We start from the raw sequence: 19,880 nt of genomic DNA, 5'->3' as shown, positions 1-19,880 counted from the left end.
CACAGGGGGAAGAACGTCATGGAAACAGTTCCGCACCAGCCGCCCGGGCCGATACCGGAGGTCACCGAGTACACGGTCCCGCTGCCCGACGGCACACCGACCGATCCCGCCGCGCTGCTCGCGGCCCGCGCCAGGGTCCTCGCCGCCCTCTCGGGCGGGACGGAGGACGCCGTGGGCGACGATCTGCGGGTCGCGCTCACCGACGGCGCCCTGCGACTGCGGTACCGCACCGGCACGCTCGGCGCCGGAGCGGCCGCCAGGATCGCCGGCTACCACCTCACCGCTCTCGCCCACCCCGACCGCCGCAGTCTGCTGTCCGAGGACGAACTCCGCTTCCAGCTCGAGGAGTTGGCGGGCCCGGTCCGTGAACTGCCTGACCGGCGGGTGCACGAGCTGGTCGAGGAGCGGGCCGCCAAGCACCCGGACGCCGTGGCCGCCGTGCAGGACGGGCGGCGGTGGACGTACGCCGAGCTCAACTCCCGCGCCAACCAGGTCGGTCGGGCGCTGCTGGCCCGCGGTCTCACGGCCGAGGACGTGGTCGCCGTGGTCATGGAACGGAACCTGGACTGGATGGCGGCCGTGCTCGGCGTCCTCAAGGCGGGCGGGGTGTATCTGCCGGTCGAGCCGCACTTCCCGGCCGAGCGGGTCGCGAGGACCCTGTTCCGGGCGGGCTGCGCGTTCGTCGTCACCGAGGAGGGCAGCACCGGCTCACTGTCCGGTACGGCCGCCGAGACGCTGTTCGTGGACGCCGTGTACGCCGAGGGTCACGCCGGCGACGACCTCGGGATCCCGGTCGCGGCGGATCAACTGGCCTACATCTACTTCACGTCCGGCTCCACCGGGGAGCCCAAGGGCGCGATGTGCGAGCACGCCGGTTTCCTCAACCACGTGCTCGCCAAGATCGAGGACCTGGGCATCGGCGAGGACGACGTGGTCGCGCAGACCGCCCCGCAGTGCTTCGACATCTCGCTGTGGCAGCTCCTCGCCGGGCCGGTCGCCGGCGGGCGGACGCTGATCGTCGGGCAGGACACCGTCCTGGACGTGCCGCGGTTCGTGGACACGGTGGTGCGGGGGCGGGTCACTGTGCTCCAGGTCGTGCCGTCGTACCTGGAGGCCGTGCTCGCCGAACTGGGGCAGCGGCCGCGCGAACTGGCCGGCCTGCGCTGTGTGTCGGTGACCGGCGAGGCGGTGAAGCGGGAGCTGGTGCAGCGCTGGTTCGCCACCGCGCCCGGGATCCGGCTGGCCAACGCCTACGGCCTGACCGAGACCTCGGACGACACCAACCACGAGGTCATGGACCGGGCACCGGACGGCGACCGGGTCCCGCTCGGACGGCCGGTGCGCAATGTCCGGGTCTACGTCGTCGACGAGGACCTGGTCCCGGTGCCGCTGGGCGCGCCCGGCGAGATCGTGTTCTCGGGGGTGTGCGTGGGCCGCGGGTACGTCAACGACCCCGAGCGCACCGCGGCCGCGTTCACCGAGGACCCGTACCGGCCCGGCGAGCGGCTGTACCGCAGCGGTGACGTGGGGCGCTGGCGGGCCGACGGCAAACTGGAGTTCCTCGGGCGCCGGGACACCCAGGTCAAGATCCGCGGGTTCCGCGTGGAGATCGGCGAGATCGAGAACGCGCTGCTGCGGGTGGACGGGGTGCGCGACGGGGCCGTGGTGGTGGTCCGGGGCACCCAGCTCGCCGCGTTCTGCGCCGGACCGGAGCCGGTGGCCGCGGACACGGTACGGGAGCGGCTGGCGGCCTCGCTGCCGTCGTACATGGTCCCCGCCGTCGTGCACTGGCGTCGGCGGCTGCCGCTGACCGCCAACGGCAAGACCGACCGCCGGACCCTCACCGCGCTCGCCGAGGACCTCGACTCCGGTGCGGCGGGCGGGCTGCTGACGGCGAGCGAGCGGCGGCTGGCGGACGCCTGGGCCGAGGTGCTCGGTGTGCCCGCCGACCGGATCGGCCGCCTCGACCACTTCTTCGACCGCGGCGGCAGCTCACTGTCCGCCGTGCGACTCGCGATCGCCCTGGACCGGGCGGTCACCCTCCAGGACGTCGTCCGTCACCCGGTCCTCGCGGACCTGGCGGACCTGCTCGACCGGCAAGGCTGAAAGGAACCACGAGATGTCATCCACGAGTCTGCTCCCGTACCTGGACCCGGCCCCGGGCGCCCCTCCGGTCCTGCACGCCAAGTCCGATGGTGATGCGGCGAGTTGGGCCGCGGAGCACCGCGAGCCGCTGCGCGCCCTCGTCCACGACCACGGCTGCGTCCTGGTGCGCGGCCTCGGCCTCGCCGAGCCCGGGGAGAGCGAGGCGGTCTTCCGGCGGCTGACCGACGGCCTGATGCCCGACCGTGAGCCCTTCGCGCCCCGGCGCCGCTACGCGGACGGCGTCTACTCGTCCACCAAGTGGCCGCCGAACCAGCAGATGTGCATGCACCACGAGGTCAGCTACGGCCTTCGGTTCCCGGGCCTGCTGCTGTTCGCCTGTCTGGAGGCGCCCGGCACCGGGGGCGCGACCGCGCTCGCCGACGCCTCGGCGGTGCTGCGGGCCCTGCCCGGCGACCTGGTCGCCCGCTTCGAACGGGAGGGCTGGCTGCTGACCCGGGCGTACCACGACGAGATCGGCGCGTCCGTCGAGGAGGCCTTCGGCACGGACGACCGCACGGCCGTCGAACGCTACTGCCGCCGGCACGCCATCGAGTTCGCCTGGCAGGACGACGGCTCCCTGCACACCCGGCAGCGGCGCGGCGCGGTCCTGCGGCACCCGTCCTCCGGGCTGCCCTGCTGGTTCAACCAGATCGCGTTCCTCAACGAGTGGACCATGGAGCCCGAGGTGCACGAGTACCTGGTGGACATGTACGGCGCCGACGGGCTGCCCTTCAACACCCGCTTCGGCGACGGCGATCCGATCGGCGCGGACGTCGTGCGCACCATCAACGAGGTGTACGACGCCCACACCGTGCGCGAGCCGTGGCAGGACGGCGACCTCCTGCTCGTCGACAACATCCGTACCGCGCACAGCCGTGAGCCCTTCGAGGGGCCGCGCGAGGTGCTGGCCGCGCTCGGCGACCCGGTGCTGCGCGCCGACGGCGAGGTGAGCGGCGCATGAGCAGCGTCGACGCCCCGTCCTTCGCGCTGGTCACCGGCGCACAGGTGCAACGGGCCCTGCACGGGAGGGAACGGGAGATCGCGGACCTCGTCGAGGCCGTGTACCGGCTGCACGGCGCGGGTGACTCGGTGAACCCGCCGTCGTACTTCCTGAGGTTCCCGGACCGTCCGTCGTCCCGGATCATCGCGCTGCCCGCCTCACTGGGCGGACCGCTGCGGGTGGACGGCCTGAAGTGGATCTCCAGCTTCCCGGAGAACACCAGGTCCGGGCTGCCGCGCGCTTCGGCGGTGCTGATCCTCAACGACCCGGACACCGGCTATCCGTTCGCGTGCCTGGAGAGTTCCGTCATCAGCGCCACACGCACCGCGTCGTCGGCGGCGCTGGCGGCCGGGAGGCTCAGCGCGGGCCGGACCCGCCCGGCCCGGGTGGGCTTCATCGGCACCGGTCTGATCGCCCGCTACATCCACACCCATCTCACGGCCACCGGCTGGGAGTTCGAGGAGACCGGCGTGCACGATCTGTCCGCCGAGAGCGCCGCCGGGTTCCGCGGCTATCTGGAGCGGTCCGGGGCGTCCGGGAAGGTGGCCGTGCACGACTCGGCCGAATCCCTGATCCGCTCCAGCGACCTGGTCGTCTTCGCCACGGTCGCCGGCACACCGCACGTCCACGATCCGTCGTGGTTCGGCCATCACCCCCTGGTCCTGCATGTGTCCCTGCGCGATCTCGCCCCGGAGATCCTGCTCGCGTCGGCCAACTTCGTCGACGACGTCGAGCACTGCCTCAAGGCCGAGACCTCCCCGCACCTGGCCGAACGGCTCACGGGGAGCCGGGACTTCATCGACGGCACGCTCGACGACGTGCTGACCGGACGGGTGACCGTCCCGACGGACCGGACGGTGGTGTTCTCCCCCTTCGGCCTGGGGGTGCTCGACCTCGCCGTCGGCCGGTACGTCCACGACGAACTGGCCCGGCGCGGCGAACTGCACGTCGTCGACGGGTTCTTCAACGAGCTGCGCCGGTACGGCTGACGATCTGTGCGCATGAGGAGGGGGGCGTCATGCCCGTCATATCCGATCCTTCGGAGTTCAACGAGTCAGACCTCTACGTCGACCTGCGGGCGGCGCTGGAGCTTCCGCTGTTCCTGAAGTGCGAGGGCTTCAACTTCGCCGGGTCCATCAAGCTGAAGGCCGCCCGGGAGATGGTGGACGCCGCCGAGCGCGACGGCACCCTGCGGCCCGGGTCGGTCCTGGTCGAGTCGTCGTCGGGGAACCTCGGGGTGGCCCTGAGCATGATCGCCGCGAGCCGGGGCTACCGGTTCCTGTGCGTGACCGACTCACGGTGCAACCTGGCGACGATCCGCCTGATGGAGTCGCTCGGCACCCGGGTGCACGTGGTCAGGGAGCCGGACCTGCACGACGGCTACCTGGGCGCCCGGCTCGCGTACGTGCGGGCGCTGTGCGCCTCGGACGAGCGGTACGTGTGGCTCAACCAGTACAGCAACCAGGGCAACTGGCGGGCGCACTACCGCACCACGGCGCCGGAGATCGCGCGGCGCTTCCCGGACCTGGACGTGCTGTTCGTCGGGGCCGGCACCACCGGCACGCTGATGGGCTGCGCCCGCTGGTTCTGGCAGTGGCGGCGGCCGGTGCGGATCGTCGCCGTCGACAGCGTCGGCTCGGTCACCTTCGGCGGCCCGCCCGGAGTCCGTCTGATCCCGGGTCTCGGCACGAGCGTGCCGCCGCAGCTGCTCGACAGGTCGTACATCGACGACGTGGTCCTCGTCGAGGAACCGGACACCCTCCAGGTCTGCCGCCGGCTGGCGGCCCGGGGCTTCCTGTTCGGCGGCTCCACCGGCACGGTCGTCGGCGGCGCCCACCAGTGGCTGTCCGCCCACGCTCGCCGCGGCCTCACCGCGGTCGCGATCGCCCCGGACCTCGGCGAGCGCTACCTCGACACGGTGTACCGCCCCGGCTGGCCGCACGCCCTGCCCGAGCCGGACCCGGCCCACCGCACGCCGGAGGCGATGGCCCACCTGGCCTGAGCCCACACCCTGCGCCCCCCGACGGGCGCAGGGAGACCGCGGGAGCCCGCCCCCCCCACACACGGGAGCCCCCCACTCCACCGACCGAGACGGGCGACGGCCCAACTGACCCGAACCCACACCCCCTGCGCCCACCGACAGGCGCAGGAAGGCCGCGGGAGCCCGCCCCCCACTCCACCGACCGAGACGGGCAACGGTCCAACTGGCCCGAACCCACCAACCCGGCGGACACCGAGCCCCTGCGGCACCACGGTCGCACTCACCCCGCCCCCCGAACCCACCCACTCCACCAGCCCACGCAGACGATGCCTACCTGCCCTGAGCCCACCCACCCCGCAGTCGCCATGCCCCAGCGGCGCCACAGCCTCACCGCCGCTGCACTCGCTCCCGACAACGGCAAGCACTGCCTCGACACCGTGTACCGACCGGGCCGCCCTCACAGCCGCCCCGCAAACGCAGGCGACGGCCCACCGGCCCGAGCCCGCGCCCCGCGCACGGAGGCAGGAGCCCCCGTCCGTGCAGAACCGGCCCGCACGCCCGGGGCAACCGGCGCCCGGGGCGACCGGCGACCAGGGCGACCGTGGGCCGGGCCGATGCGCCCCCGAGCCCGCCCGTCCGCAAGCGTCCGACGCGGTGGTCCGCGGATGCCGGTCGGCCCCGCCCCGCACCAGGTCACCGCGCCCACGAGCCGCCGGTACCCGCCCCCGGTGACCCGCCCCGTGTCCGTGAGGTGACCGGCCCCCCGCCCCGGGGTACTTTCGCAGGCATGGCAGGCACCACGCACACCGTGACCAACCAGCCCCCACCTCTGATCGGCTACGACGTCTACGGCGCCGACCGCGCCCTGAAGGAGGCCGTCGAGCGGCACCTCGACCCGGATCTGCTCGACGAGGTCCACGGCGAGCTGGGCGCGCTCGGCCGGGCCTGTGGCTCGGCGCAGGTGCAGGAGTGGGGCCTCCAGGCCAACGAGAACCCGCCCCGGCTGCGCACCCACGACCGATACGGCCACCGTGTCGACGAGGTCGAGTTCCATCCGGCCTGGCACCGGGTGCTCGGCAAGGGCGTCTCCGCGGGACTGAGCGCCGCCTGGGCCCGCCCCGGCGGACACGTCCGGCGAGCGGCGGCCTTCCTGCTGTGGACGCAGGTCGACGCGGGCAACTGCTGCCCCCTGTCGATGACCCACGCCGCCGTCCCCGTACTGCGCACCGACCCGGACCTGGCCGGCGAGTGGGAGCCGCGGCTGACGTCCATGGTCTACGACCGCGAGCTGCGGCCCGCCCACCTGAAGGCGGGGGCGCTGTTCGGGATGGGGATGACGGAGAAGCAGGGCGGCAGCGACGTCCGGGCGAACACGACGTCCGCCCGGGCCCTGCCCGACGGGGAGACCTTCGAGCTCACCGGTCACAAGTGGTTCTGCTCGGCCCCCATGTCGGACGGCTTCCTCGTCCTCGCCCAGGCCCCGGGCGGGCTCACCTGCTTCCTCGTGCCGCGCGTCCTGGAGGACGGCACCCGCAACACGTTCCTCCTCCAGCGCCTCAAGGACAAGCTCGGCAACCGCTCCAACGCCTCGGCCGAGGTCGAGTTCGACCGCACCTGGGCCCGCCGCGTCGGCGACGAGGGCCGTGGGGTCAGCACCATCATCGAGATGGTCGCGGCGACCCGGCTGGACTGCGTCCTCGGCTCGGCGGGCCTGATGCGCCAGGCCGTCGCCCAGGCCGTCCACCACTGCACGCACCGCGAGGCCTTCGGCGGCAGGCTCGTCGACAAGCCGCTGATGCGCAACGTCCTCGCCGACCTCGCCGTCGAGTCCGAGGCCGCGACCACCCTCGCCCTGCGCCTGGCGGCCGCCTACGACTCCGGTGACGAGCAGGAGCGGGCCCTGCTCAGGATCGCGGTGCCGGCGGCCAAGTACTGGGTCACCAAGCGCTGCACCCCCCTCACCGTGGAGGCCGCCGAGTGCCTGGGCGGCAACGGCTACGTGGAGGAGTCGGGCCTGCCCCGCCTGGTCCGCGAGTCGCCGCTCAACTCGGTCTGGGAGGGCGCGGGCAACATCCAGGCACTGGACGTCCTGCGGGTTCTCCGGCGGGAGCCCCAGGCCCTGAACGCCTACCTCCTGGAGATCGGCGAGACCCGGGGCGCCGACCACCGCCTGGACGCCGCGACCAAGGACCTCCTGACCGAACTGGCCGATCTGGAGGGCATCGAGGGCCGGGCCCGCCGCCTGACGGAACGACTCGCGCTCGTCCTGCAGGGCTCCCTGCTCGTCCGGTACGCCCCCGCGGAGGTCGCCGACGCGTTCTGCGCGTCCCGCCTGGGCGGCGACGGCGGTGCGGCCTTCGGCACGCTGCCCACGACCCTGGACCTGGCCTCGGTGGTGGAGCGGGCCCGTCCCGTGGAGTGAGCCCGGGGAGATGAGAACGGGGGTGGTGCTGCGCCGACACGGCACCACCCCCGTTACGGCCCTCAGAGGCCGGAACACGCCGCTGCGAGACGGCGTTCGCCCAAGTTTCAAACAAGCGGGGACCGCACCACCAGGGTTGCAGGGGGTTGCAACTTCCTGGCGTCTGTGGCTGGACTGTGTGCCGCCCCGAGCCGCGACCGGCACTATGAGACGGTCAGTCAACGGACCCGGGACCGGGGAGGACCAGTGCCGCTCTCGCCGACGCATGCGACCCACCTAGCCACCATGGACACGGCACGTGCGGCCCGGGTTCTGAACGACATCCGCTCCGCCACCCTGTCCGGCCGGCGCGCACCGCTCGCCCCGCGTCCGGTGATCAAGGAGTCGTGGAGCCGGATGCTGCGCGGCGGCGTCGACCCCGACCACGACTTCCGGTCGGGTCTGCTGCCCGTGGAGGAGGTGCAGCGGCGCCGGGAGAGCACTCAGCTCAGGCACGTACTGCCGGTGCTCAGGGAGGGGCTGCTGTCGGTCGCGGACACCGCCCACCACATCATGGTGGTGGCCGACGAGGACGGCCGCGTGCTGTGGCGGGAGGGCAGCCCGGCCGTGCTGCGCAAGGCCGACGGCACCGGCTTCGAACTCGGCGCCGACTGGCGGGAGAACGTCGTCGGCACGAACGGCATCGGCACCCCGGTGGTGGTGCGCCGTCCCGTCCAGGTCTTCGCCTCCGAGCACTTCGTGCGCTCCCAGACCTCCTGGACCTGCACCGGCGCCCCCGTCAAGGACCCGCGCGACGGCCGGCTGATCGGCGTGGTCGACGTCAGCGGCCCCCTGGACACGATGCACCCGGCGACGCTCGCCTGGGTCGACTCGGTGGCCAAGCTCGCCGAGTCACGGCTGCGTGAGCTGCACCACGCCTCCCTGGAGCAGCTGCGGGCGGTGGCCGCGCCGGTGCTGGCCCGGCTCGCCGGCCGGGCCGTGGTGGTGGACCGGGACGGCTGGACGGCGGCGGTGACCGGAATGCCGTACCTGAACCGGATCGCGCTGCCCAAGTCGCCCTCGCCGGGCCGCCGGTGGCTGCCGGCGCTCGGCCTGTGCACCCTGGAACCGCTGGCGGGCGGCTGGTTGGTCCGCGCCACGGAGGAGCCGGAGCCGCGGGGCGCCACCCGGATCCTGCTGGACCTCGGCCACCCGCGCCGCTGGACGGTGACGGTGTCCGGCGGGGCGGGCACGTGGAGTCACGAACTCAGTCCCCGGCACGCGGAGTTGCTGTACCTGCTGGCACTGCACCGCGCGGGCCGCAGTGCGGCGGGGCTGGCCGAGGACATGTTCGGCGATCCGGGCCGCACGGTGACCGTGCGGGCGGAGATGTCCCGGGTCCGGCGGTATCTCGGGGCGTTCCTGGAACACCGGCCGTATCGTTTCTGCGAGGACGCCGAAGTGGAGGTGCTGCTGCCGGGCGACCCCGTCGACCTGCTGCCGCACTCGACGGCCCCGGCCGTGCTCGCGGCCCGCACCGCCACCGAGACCGGGTGAAAACCCTCGCTCATGGTGCATCTTCCGCATAATTGCAGCATCTTCGTCCCCAGCCGCGCCGTACTGCCGTAGCATCCCTCTACGGGCCACCCCACCTGCTCCTCGGTCAACGTACGGATCATCAGGCGCAGTTGGCCCGCCTCGGGAGGACGGTATGAAGCAACGTGGCAGACACCGCAGGCGCAAGCGGGGCCAAGCGCTGCGCGCCTTCCTGGCCGGGACCGCCCTCGCGCTGACCGCCGCCGCCACCATGATCAGCGCCTCACAGGCCACGGTCGCCGCCAATCCCGGGACACTGAAGCCGCTCACCTCGAAAGCCGAGACCGCGCCGCTGCGCCTGAAGGAATCCCTGGTCCCGCAGCGCGCCCTCGACCGGCTCTCCGCCGCGATGGGGCGTCCGGTCGGGGTCTCCGCCGTCCTCGACACCGCCGACCGGCCGCTGCGCGACGCGATCGACTGCACGGCCGGCGAGCGCGCGGCCCTGCCCGTGGAGCCGTCGGCCACCGCCGCCTACTGCTGGGACGCCGCCGACACCCGCGACTGGCGGGCCGGGGCGGTCACCACCTCCGGGGACGCCGACGACGACGGCCTGTGGGGCGCCAACCGCGTGATCCTCTCCGCGTGGAGCCGCACCGGCACCCCGGCGGACGGCGGGGGCCTGGCCCGGGTCGCCTTCGTCGACGCCAACGACCTGAACCGGCTCACCTACTCCTGGGTCCTCCTCGCCGTCCCGGTCGACGACGGACGCGACTTCCGCGGACTCGTCTCCCAGGTCTCGGGGATGGTCTGGTACCAGAACAAGCTGCTGGTCACCGCGAGCGGCGAGGACGGCGACGCGCTCTACGTCTACGACATGAACCGCGTGCAGCGGGCCACCGTCGACAGCGGCGCGGTGGGCAGGGTCCGCGGCGGCTGGTCGGCGCACGGCGCCCAGTGGGTCCTGCCGGCCGTCGGCTCGTACCGCCTGGCCGACGATCGGGGCACCACCCGCCCCGACTACCTCTCCCTGGACCGCAGCACCGCACCGGACAGCCTGGTGGCGAGCGAGTGGATCTCCGGCGAGGACGACACGGGCGCCCGCCTGTGGCGCTACGACTTCAGCGGCGCCCCCGGCCGCTCCGGTCTCCTGGCCACCGACAGCGGCGGCCACGCGCGCGTGGCCGAGGCCTATGCCACGAAGGCCGCCGGGTCCGGCCCCGTCCTGTCGTACGACTCCCAGTGGTACCTGGGCCGGGCGGCCGGCACGGACGGCGACCACGGCACCCTGTGGCGCCAGAACACCTCCGGCCCCGCGAAGGCCACCCGGTGCGGCACCGACGAGACCCGCAGCTGCTGGAGCGGGGAGTCGGAGTCCCTGTCGTACTGGGAGCAGACGGGTCAGGTGTGGTCCCAGTCGGGCCGGGCGCTGTTCGCGCTGCCGCTGGCCTCGATCGACAGATCTCTGGGATAGATGATTCCCTGACCGGCATGCCGAACATCCCCGTGACCACCTGGTCCCTGGAACAGACCGCCCCCACCGACCTCCTCCCGGCCGAACCCCCGGAGGGTGACGTCCGCATCCACCGGGCGGAGATCCCCTCCCCCGAGTTCAGCCGTTTCCTCTACGCGTCCGTGGGCGGCGACATCCGCTGGACCGACCGGCTCTCCTGGACGTACGCACGGTGGCGGGAGCACCTGGAGCGGCCGGGCGTGGAGACCTGGGTGGCCTACGACCACGGCACGCCCGCCGGTTACGTCGAGCTGGAGCCCCAGGACGACGGGGTCGTGGAGATCGTCTACTTCGGTCTGATCCCGGCCTTCCGCGGCCGGCGGATCGGCGGCCACCTCCTCTCCTACGGCACCGCCCGCGCCTGGGACCTCGCCGACCGCTGGCCGGGGCTGACGGACACCAAGCGGGTCTGGCTGCACACCTGCTCCAAGGACGGCGAGCACGCGATGGCCAACTACCAGCGGCGCGGCTTCCAGCTCTTCGACACCAAGGTCGAGGAGGAGGCGGAGGTGCCCGCGCCGGGCCCCTGGCCCGGGGCGTACCCGGCCTGACCTGCGGGAACAAGAGGTCCCGCGATCTTTGTGACCAACGACACCCTCGTCTCGCCTGCCGAGACAAGGGTGTCCACATGGCGGATAAAGCTGGACTGTGTCCAGATCGCCGTGACACGCTTCCGTCATGTCTGGAACTGGAATTGCCTTGGTGAGTCGGCGGCACGTCGACCTCGGCCGCATGTCCAGCGCCATCTGTCCGGTGCGCTGACGAGCCGCAGCGTCACCCGACAACTTCTCACTCTCTCCTTTCCGCGCAATGACGCGCAGGTACTCCCGTGCGCCCGTACGCGCAGGTAAGAGCCGCTTTCCGCCTGTCCCGAAGGACGTAGAACCATGGCCGCCACCCCGCAGAACCCTGCTGCCGCAGCGCCCCGCCGCAAGGTGAGCCGTCACCGCGGTGAGGGTCAGTGGGCCGCGGGGCACCACACCCCGCTGAACGGCAACGAGCAGTTCAAGAAGGACGACGACGGTCTCAACGTGCGGACACGCATTGAGACGATCTACTCGAAGCGCGGCTTCGACTCGATCGACCCCAACGACCTGCGCGGCCGCATGCGCTGGTGGGGCCTGTACACCCAGCGCAAGCCCGGGATCGACGGCGGCAAGACCGCGATCCTGGAGCCGGAGGAGCTGGACGACAAGTACTTCATGCTGCGGGTGCGGATCGACGGCGGACGCCTCACCACCCAGCAGCTCCGCGTCATCGGCGAGATCTCCGAGGAGTTCGCGCGCGGCAGCGCCGACGTCACCGACCGGCAGAACATCCAGCTGCACTGGATCCGCATCGAGGACGTCCCGGAGATCTGGAACCGCCTGGAGGCGGTCGGTCTCTCCACCACCGAGGCCTGCGGCGACTGCCCGCGTGTCGTCATCGGCTCGCCGGTCGCCGGCATCGCCGAGGACGAGATCATCGACGGTTCCTGGGCGATCGACGAGATCCACGAGCGGTACATCGGCAGCAAGGAGTTCTCCAACCTGCCCCGCAAGTTCAAGACGGCGATCTCCGGCTCCCCGCTCCTCGACGTGGTCCACGAGATCAACGACGTCGCGTTCGTCGGTGTCGAGCATCCCGAGCACGGGCCCGGCTTCGACCTGTGGGTCGGCGGCGGCCTGTCCACCAACCCGAAGCTCGGCGTGCGGCTCGGTGCCTGGGTGCCGCTGGCCGAGGTGCCCGAGGTGTGGGCCGGCGTGGTCGGCATCTTCCGCGACTGGGGCTACCGCCGGCTGCGCAACCGCGCCCGTCTGAAGTTCCTCGTCGCCGACTGGGGCCCGGAGAAGTTCCGCCAGGTCCTGGAGGACGACTACCTCAAGCGCAAGCTGGTCGACGGCCCCGCGCCCGCCGAGCCCACGGGCCGCTGGCGCGACCACGTCGGCGTGCACCGCCAGAACGACGGCCTCTTCTACGTCGGTTTCGCCCCGCGCGTCGGCCGCGTCGACGGCACCACGCTGACGAAGATCGCCGAGGTCGCGGAGGCCCACGGCTCGGGCCGGATCCGGACCACCGTCGAACAGAAGATGATCATCCTCGATGTCGAGGAGGCGCAGGTCCAGCCGCTCGTCGAGGCCCTGGAGGCGCTGGACCTGACGGCCAGGCCCTCGTCCTTCCGGCGCGGCACCATGGCCTGCACCGGCATCGAGTACTGCAAGCTCGCCATCGTCGAGACCAAGGCGCGCGGCTCGCAGCTGATCGACGAACTCGAGCGCCGCATCCCCGACTTCGACGAGCCGCTCACCATCAACCTCAACGGCTGCCCCAACGCCTGCGCCCGTATCCAGGTGGCGGACATCGGTCTCAAGGGCCAGCTCGTCCTCAACGACCGGGGCGAGCAGGTCGAGGGCTACCAGGTGCACCTGGGCGGCGCGCTCGGACTGGAGGCCGGGTTCGGCCGCAAGGTGCGCGGTCTGAAGGTCACCTCCGAGGAACTGCCCGACTACGTCGAGCGGGTCCTGAAGCGGTACCAGGCCGAGCGCGAGGACGGCGAGCGCTTCGCCGCCTGGGCCTCCCGCGCCTCCGAGGAGGCTCTGTCATGAGCGAGCGGGCCGCCCCGTTCTACTGCCCCTACTGCGGCGACGAGGACCTGCGTCCCAGCGAGCAGAGCCACGGCTCCTGGGAATGCGCGGCGTGCAACCGCGCATTCCAGTTGAAGTTCCTCGGGCTGCTCGCCCGTGGCCTTCAGCCCACCGACGCAGGGGGAGACCGGATATGACCGCGATTCAGGAAGAGCGCACGACCGACGATCTCAAGGCGCTCGCCGAGCAGGCGGGCCGCGACCTGGAGGACGCCTCCGCGCTGGAGATCCTCCAGTGGGCGGTCGACACCTTCGGCAGGCGTTTCTGCGTGACCTCGTCGATGGAGGACGCGGTGGTCGCCCATCTCGCGTCCCGCGCGATGAAGGGCGTGGACGTCGTCTTCCTCGACACCGGCTACCACTTCGAGGAGACCATCGGCACCCGGGACGCCGTCGAGGCCGTGATGGACGTCAACGTCATCACGCTGACCCCGCGTCAGACGGTCGCCGAGCAGGATGCCGAGTACGGCCCCAGGCTGCACGACCGCGACCCCGACCTGTGCTGCAGGCTCCGTAAGGTCGAGCCGCTGGAGCGGGGCCTGAAGGACTACGTGGCCTGGGCGACCGGGCTGCGCCGCGACGAGTCCCCGACCCGGGCGAACACCCCGGTCGTCGGCTGGGACGAGAAGCGGCAGAAGGTCAAGGTCTCCCCGATCGCCCGCTGGACCCAGGACGACGTGGACGCGTACGTCCAGGAGCACGGCGTGCTCACCAACCCCCTGCTGATGGACGGCTACGCGTCCGTCGGCTGCGCCCCCTGCACCCGCCGTGTCCTGGAGGGCGAGGACGCGCGCGCCGGCCGCTGGGCCGGACGCGCCAAGACCGAGTGCGGGCTGCACGGATGACGACATCTACCGAGGAGTTGCACGTGACGACCGGAGCCACCGTCTGGCTCACGGGTCTGCCGAGTGCCGGCAAGACCACCATCGCGTACGAGCTGGCCGGCCGGCTGCGCGAGGAGGGCCACCTCGTCGAGGTGCTCGACGGCGACGAGATCCGCGAGTTCATCTCCGCGGGCCTCGGCTTCAGCCGCGAGGACCGGCACACCAACGTGCAGCGCATCGGCTTCCTCGCCGAACTGCTCGCCCGCAACGGCGTCAAGGCGCTGGTCCCGGTCATCGCGCCCTACGCCGACAGCCGTGAGGCGGTGCGCAAGCGCCACCAGGACAGTGGCGCCGCGTACCTGGAGATCCATGTGGCGACCCCGGTCGAGGTGTGCTCCGTACGCGATGTGAAGGGCCTGTACGCCAAGCAGGCGGCGGGTGAACTCTCCGGGCTGACCGGGGTCGACGACCCGTACGAGGAGCCCGAGACGCCCGATCTGCGGATCGAGTCGCAGAACCAGACCGTGACCGAGTCCGCGGCGGCGGTCCACGCGCTGCTCACCGAGAGGGGACCTGGCATGACGACGACCGTTGCCAAGGTGGCGGAGGGCACGGAGGCTCCGTACGCCCTGTCCCACCTGGACGCCCTCGAGTCCGAGGCCGTGCACATCTTCCGTGAGGTGGCGGGTGAGTTCGAGCGGCCGGTGATCCTGTTCTCCGGCGGCAAGGACTCCATCGTCATGCTGCATCTGGCGCTCAAGGCGTTCGCGCCCGCGGCGATCCCGTTCTCGCTGCTGCATGTGGACACCGGACACAATTTCCCCGAGGTCCTTGAGTACCGGGACCGTGTGGTCGCCGCCCATGGGCTGCGCCTGCATGTGGCCTCCGTACAGGACTACATCGACCGCGGTGTGCTCAAGGAGCGTCCGGACGGGACCCGCAACCCGCTCCAGACGCTGCCGCTGACGGAGAAGATCCAGGCCGAGAGGTTCGACGCGGTCTTCGGCGGTGGCCGCCGGGACGAGGAGAAGGCCCGCGCCAAGGAGCGGGTGTTCTCGCTGCGCGACGAGTTCTCCCAGTGGGACCCGCGCCGCCAGCGCCCCGAGCTGTGGAACCTGTACAACGGCCGCCACGCCCCCGGTGAGCACGTCCGGGTCTTCCCGCTGTCCAACTGGACCGAGCTGGACGTCTGGCAGTACATCGCCCGTGAGGGGATCGAGCTGCCGGAGATCTACTTCGCGCACGAGCGTGAGGTGTTCTCGCGCAACGGCATGTGGCTGACGGCCGGCGAGTGGGGCGGCCCGAAGGACGGTGAGAGCGTCGAGAAGCGCCTGGTGCGCTACCGGACCGTCGGTGACATGTCCTGCACGGGCGCGGTCGACTCGGACGCGGTGACGCTGGAGCAGGTCATCGCCGAGATCGCCGCCTCCCGGCTGACCGAGCGGGGCGCCACCCGCGCCGACGACAAGATGTCCGAGGCCGCGATGGAAGACCGTAAGCGCGAGGGGTACTTCTAAGCATGAGCACGACCACGGAACTCACCGAGACGACCCTGCTGCGGTTCGCGACCGCCGGTTCGGTCGACGACGGCAAGTCCACGCTCGTGGGCCGGCTGCTGCACGACTCCAAGTCGATCCTGACCGATCAGCTGGAGGCCGTGGAGCGGGCGTCGGCGAGCCGGGGCGCCGAGGGCCCGGACCTGGCGCTGCTGACGGACGGCCTGCGGGCCGAGCGGGAGCAGGGCATCACCATCGACGTGGCCTACCGCTACTTCGCCACCCCGCGCCGCCGGTTCATCCTCGCCGACACCCCCGGCCATGTGCAGTACACCCGCAACATGGTGACGGGTGCCTCCACGGCCGAGCTGACGGTGATCCTGATCGACGCCCGCAACGGTGTCGTGGAGCAGACCCGCCGGCACGCGGCCCTCGCGGCGCTGCTGCGGGTGCCGCACGTGGTGCTCGCGGTCAACAAGATGGACCTCGTCGACTACCAGGAGTCCGTGTTCGCCGCGATCGCCGAGGAGTTCACGGCGTACGCGACCGAGCTGGGCGTGCCCGAGGTCACCGCGATCCCGATCTCGGCGCTCGCCGGGGACAACGTGGTGGAGCCGTCGGCCAACATGGACTGGTACGGCGGTCCGACCGTCCTGGAGCACCTGGAGACGGTCCCGGTCACCCACGACCTGTCCCACTGCCACGCCCGGCTTCCCGTCCAGTACGTGATCCGGCCGCAGACCGCGGAGCACCCCGACTACCGGGGTTACGCCGGTCAGATCGCCGCCGGTTCCTTCCGGGTCGGCGAGCAGGTCACGGTGCTGCCCTCGGGCCGGTCCACGAAGATCGCCGGGATCGACCTGCTCGGTGAGCCGGTCGACGTGGCCTGGACGACCCAGTCGGTGACGGTCCTCCTGGAGGACGACATCGACATCTCGCGCGGCGACCTGCTGGTGCCCAGCAAGGACGCCCCGCCGACCACCCAGGACATCGAGGCGACCGTCTGCCACGTGGCCGACGCCCCGCTGACCGTGGGCCACCGTGTGCTGCTCAAGCACGGCACCCGCACGGTCAAGGCGATCGTCAAGGACATCCCGTCCCGGCTCACGCTCGCCGACCTGTCCCTGCACCCGCACCCGGGACAGCTCGTCGCCAACGACATCGGCCGGGTGAAGATCCGTACCGCCGAGCCGCTGCCCGTCGACTCCTACTCGGACTCCCGGCGCACCGGCTCGTTCATCCTGATCGACCCGAACGACGGCACCACGCTCACCGCGGGCATGGTCGGCGAGTCGTTCGCTTCCCCGGAGCCCGTCAAGGACGAGTCCGAGGACGACGGGTGGGACTTCTGACATGAACTCCACCGACTACTTCTCCACGTTCGCGAAGGAGGGCGGCCGCGTAGGCAGCGGCGCGCTCGGCAGCGGGCAGGGCGGAGTGGCGCGATGTGTGCGCTGACGTACGCGCACCGCTTGCGCGCCCTCACCCCCCACCGCCGTAGACGCAGACCTGCCGACCTCCCGGCCACGACCTGAGAGACCGTGACCGCCGGGCCTCCGAGAGGAACACCTCCCGTGCCTGCTACATCAGTTCTTCGCCGCTCCCTCGCGGTCATGGCCGCGCTCCCGCTTCTCACGCTCGCCGCCTGCGGTTACGGCTCCGAGGCGAAGGACGACGACACCGCCAAGGTCGCCGCCGGCGCCAAGAAGATCGACGGACTCGACTCCGTCAAGATCGGCTACTTCGGCAACCTCACCCACGGCACCGCGCTCGTCGGGGTGGACAAGGGCTTCTTCCAGAAGGAACTCGGGGCCACCAAGGCCTCGTACGCGACCTTCAACGCCGGCCCGTCCGAGATCGAGGCGCTCAACTCCAAGTCGATCGACATCGGCTGGATCGGCCCCTCCCCCGCGATCAACGGCTACGTCAAGTCGGGCGGCAAGAGCCTGAAGATCATCGGCGGTTCGGCCTCGGGCGGTGTGAAGCTGGTCGTCAACCCGGACAAGATCAAGTCCCTGAAGGACGTCAAGGGCAAGAAGATCGCGACGCCGCAGCTGGGCAACACCCAGGACGTGGCGTTCCTCAACTGGATCTCCGAGCAGGGCTGGAAGGTCGACGCGCAGAGCGGCAAGGGTGACGTCACCGTCGTCCGCACCGACAACAAGATCACGCCGGACGCCTACAAGTCCGGGTCCATCGACGGCGCCTGGGTGCCGGAGCCGACCGCCTCCAAGCTGGTCGCCGAGGGCGCGAAGGTGCTGCTCGACGAGTCGTCGCTGTGGCCGGACAAGAAGTTCGTGATCACGAACATCATCGTGCGGCAGGACTTCCTCAAGGAGCACCCGAAGGCGGTCGAGGCCGTCCTGAGGGCGTCGGTGGAAGCCAACAAGTGGATCAACGCCAACCCGGACGAGGCGAAGGCGGCGGCCAACAAGCAGCTGGAGGCGGACTCCGGCAAGGCGCTCAAGCCCGCGGTCCTGGACCCGGCGTGGAAGTCGATCCAGTTCACCAACGACCCGCTGGCCGCCACCCTCGACACCGAGGCGGAGCACGCGGTCAAGGCCGGTCTGCTGGAGAAGCCCGACCTGAACGGGATCTACGACCTCACGATCCTCAACAAGGTCCTCAAGGCCGAGGGCGAGTCCACGGTCGACGCCGCCGGTCTCGGCACCAGCTGACCCCGTCCCGATGATTCCCAGGAGGTGACGACCATGGCCACGACCACGACGCTCGCCAAGGCCGACGAGACGGTCGAGTACGCCGCGCGTCTCGACCACGTCTCGAAGTCCTTCGCGGGACCGGGCGGACAGCAGCTCGTCCTGGACGACGTCAGCATCGATGTCGCGCCGGGCGAGTTCGTCACCCTCCTGGGGGCCTCGGGCTGCGGCAAGTCCACGCTGCTGAACCTGGTGGCGGGGCTTGACCAGCCCAGCGCGGGTGGCATCACCACCGACGGCCACCCCGCCCTGATGTTCCAGGAACACGCCCTCTTCCCGTGGCTGACCGCGGGCAAGAACATCGAACTCGCCCTGAAGCTCAGGGGAGTTCCCAAGCCCGACCGGCGCGGCAAGGCCGAGGAGCTGCTCGAACTGGTCCGGCTGAAGGGCGCGTACGGCAAGCGCGTGCACGAGCTGTCGGGCGGTATGCGCCAGCGCGTGGCACTGGCCCGCGCGCTCGCGCAGGAGAGCAACCTGCTGCTGATGGACGAGCCGTTCGCGGCCCTCGACGCCATCACACGGGACGTGCTGCACGACGAGATCACCCGGATCTGGGCGGAGACCGGCCTGTCCGTCCTGTTCGTCACGCACAACGTGCGGGAGGCGGTACGGCTCGCGCAGCGCGTGATCCTGCTGTCCTCGCGTCCCGGCCGGATCGCGCGCGAGTGGACGGTCGACATTCCGCAGCCGCGCCGCATCGAGGACGCGCCCGTGGCCGAACTGGCCCGTGAGATCACCGAAGAACTGCGTGGGGAGATCCGCCGTCATGGCCAGCACTGACACGACACCGGCCCAGGACGCCGGGAGCGTAGAGGCCGGCCTCGACGCGCTGGAGACCCAGGCCACCGGCCGCCCGTCCCTCCGGGAGACCCTGGTCAACAAGATCCTGCCGCCGGTCATCGCGCTCGCGGTGGTCCTCGTGGTCTGGACCCTGCTCTACCCGGTCGTGGACGACCCGTCCAAGCTGCCCTCGCCGTCGGCGGTGGGTGCCACCTTCAAGGACGCCTGGCTGGCGGGCGATCTGCTCGGCTACATCTGGACCAGCGTCTCGCGCGGTCTGCTGGGCTTCTTCTTCGCCCTGCTCATCGGTACCCCGCTGGGTCTGATCGTGGCCCGGGTGAAGTTCGTCCGGGCGGCCATCGGCCCCATCCTGTCCGGGCTCCAGTCGCTGCCGTCGGTGGCGTGGGTGCCGCCGGCCGTGATCTGGCTGGGCCTGAACAACTCGATGATGTACGCGGTGATCCTGCTCGGCGCGGTGCCCTCCATCGCCAACGGTCTGGTGTCCGGTGTCGACCAGGTGCCGCCGCTGTTCCTGCGGGCCGGGCGCACCATGGGGGCGACGGGCGTCAAGGGCATCTGGCACGTCACCCTGCCAGCCGCGCTGCCGGGCTATGTGGCGGGCCTGAAGCAGGGCTGGGCGTTCTCCTGGCGCTCGCTGATGGCCGCGGAGATCATCGCCCAGTTCCCCGATCTCGGCGTGGGACTCGGCCAGTTGCTGGAGAACGGCCGCACCAACAGCGACATGGCCATGGTGTTCGAGGCGATCCTGCTCATCCTGTTCGTCGGCATCGCGATCGACCTGCTGATCTTCAGCCCGCTGGAGCGGTGGGTGCTGCGCAGCCGCGGTCTGCTGGTGAAGGGCTGAGT

The 19,880-nt window shown here is 71.4% G+C and carries 16 protein-coding genes and 1 pseudogene; all 17 read left to right on the top strand.

All coding sequences use genetic code 11. The annotated features are described in order from the left end of the window. Positions 1-18: 18 nt before the first annotated feature. Positions 19-2,106 (top strand): non-ribosomal peptide synthetase, encoded by a 2,088-nt coding sequence (locus M2163_RS36620; RefSeq protein ID WP_280896121.1) that lies wholly within the window; start codon positions 19-21, stop codon positions 2,104-2,106. Positions 2,107-2,119: 13 nt separating this feature from the next. After that, on the top strand, positions 2,120-3,106 hold the full coding sequence (locus M2163_RS36615; protein WP_280896120.1) for a TauD/TfdA family dioxygenase: 987 nt from the start codon (positions 2,120-2,122) through the stop codon (positions 3,104-3,106). Further along, positions 3,103-4,134, top strand: a complete 1,032-nt coding sequence (sbnB, locus tag M2163_RS36610) for a 2,3-diaminopropionate biosynthesis protein SbnB (RefSeq protein ID WP_280896119.1) — start codon at positions 3,103-3,105, stop codon at positions 4,132-4,134. The genes M2163_RS36615 and sbnB overlap by 4 nt, the downstream gene beginning before the upstream one ends. 29 nt (positions 4,135-4,163) lie before the next feature. Beyond that, a complete protein-coding gene (gene sbnA, locus M2163_RS36605) occupies positions 4,164-5,147 on the top strand; it encodes a 2,3-diaminopropionate biosynthesis protein SbnA (RefSeq protein WP_280848631.1) in 984 nt (327 codons plus the stop codon). A gap of 766 nt (positions 5,148-5,913) precedes the next feature. Then, a complete protein-coding gene (locus M2163_RS36600) occupies positions 5,914-7,548 on the top strand; it encodes an acyl-CoA dehydrogenase family protein (protein WP_280896118.1) in 1,635 nt (544 codons plus the stop codon). Positions 7,549-7,833: 285 nt separating this feature from the next. Further along, positions 7,834-9,084, top strand: coding sequence for a GAF domain-containing protein (locus tag M2163_RS36595; protein ID WP_280896117.1), 1,251 nt, complete (start codon positions 7,834-7,836; stop codon positions 9,082-9,084). A 154-nt stretch (positions 9,085-9,238) separates the two neighbouring features. Then, positions 9,239-10,534 carry a hypothetical protein gene (locus tag M2163_RS36590; RefSeq protein WP_280848634.1) on the top strand — a complete coding sequence of 432 codons (1,296 nt, stop codon included), beginning with the start codon at positions 9,239-9,241 and terminating at the stop codon, positions 10,532-10,534. Between the two features lie 17 nt (positions 10,535-10,551). After that, positions 10,552-11,124: a GNAT family N-acetyltransferase gene (locus M2163_RS36585; RefSeq protein WP_280848635.1), complete on the top strand. Its 573-nt coding sequence runs from the start codon at positions 10,552-10,554 to the stop codon at positions 11,122-11,124. A gap of 336 nt (positions 11,125-11,460) precedes the next feature. Continuing rightward, positions 11,461-13,158, top strand: coding sequence for a nitrite/sulfite reductase (locus M2163_RS36580; protein WP_280848636.1), 1,698 nt, complete (start codon positions 11,461-11,463; stop codon positions 13,156-13,158). Then, entirely contained in the window at positions 13,155-13,334 is a 180-nt protein-coding gene (locus tag M2163_RS36575) for a hypothetical protein (RefSeq protein WP_053853126.1), read from the top strand. Before M2163_RS36580 ends, M2163_RS36575 begins: the two co-directional genes overlap by 4 nt. After that, positions 13,331-14,041 carry a phosphoadenylyl-sulfate reductase gene (locus M2163_RS36570; RefSeq protein WP_280896116.1) on the top strand — a complete coding sequence of 237 codons (711 nt, stop codon included), beginning with the start codon at positions 13,331-13,333 and terminating at the stop codon, positions 14,039-14,041. Before M2163_RS36575 ends, M2163_RS36570 begins: the two co-directional genes overlap by 4 nt. Next, positions 14,038-14,559, top strand: a pseudogene (gene cysC / locus M2163_RS36565) (adenylyl-sulfate kinase); the annotation flags it as partial. The gene M2163_RS36570 and the pseudogene cysC, both read left to right, overlap by 4 nt. 39 nt (positions 14,560-14,598) lie before the next feature. Next, complete coding sequence (cysD, locus tag M2163_RS36560) at positions 14,599-15,537, top strand: sulfate adenylyltransferase subunit CysD (protein ID WP_280897370.1); 939 nt, start codon at positions 14,599-14,601, stop codon at positions 15,535-15,537. 2 nt (positions 15,538-15,539) lie between these two features. Next, a complete protein-coding gene (locus tag M2163_RS36555) occupies positions 15,540-16,868 on the top strand; it encodes a GTP-binding protein (RefSeq protein WP_280896115.1) in 1,329 nt (442 codons plus the stop codon). 222 nt (positions 16,869-17,090) lie between these two features. Continuing rightward, positions 17,091-18,194, top strand: coding sequence for an aliphatic sulfonate ABC transporter substrate-binding protein (locus M2163_RS36550; protein WP_280896114.1), 1,104 nt, complete (start codon positions 17,091-17,093; stop codon positions 18,192-18,194). A gap of 33 nt (positions 18,195-18,227) precedes the next feature. Next, positions 18,228-19,013 (top strand): ABC transporter ATP-binding protein, encoded by a 786-nt coding sequence (locus tag M2163_RS36545; RefSeq protein WP_280896113.1) that lies wholly within the window; start codon positions 18,228-18,230, stop codon positions 19,011-19,013. Beyond that, a complete protein-coding gene (locus M2163_RS36540) occupies positions 19,000-19,878 on the top strand; it encodes an ABC transporter permease (protein WP_280848642.1) in 879 nt (292 codons plus the stop codon). Before M2163_RS36545 ends, M2163_RS36540 begins: the two co-directional genes overlap by 14 nt. Positions 19,879-19,880: the final 2 nt, after the last annotated feature.

The organism is Streptomyces sp. SAI-135 (assembly GCF_029893805.1).
Classification (GTDB): domain Bacteria; phylum Actinomycetota; class Actinomycetes; order Streptomycetales; family Streptomycetaceae; genus Streptomyces.
Note: the sequence above shows the minus strand (reverse complement) of the source record. Positions and strands in the feature narration are given on the sequence as shown.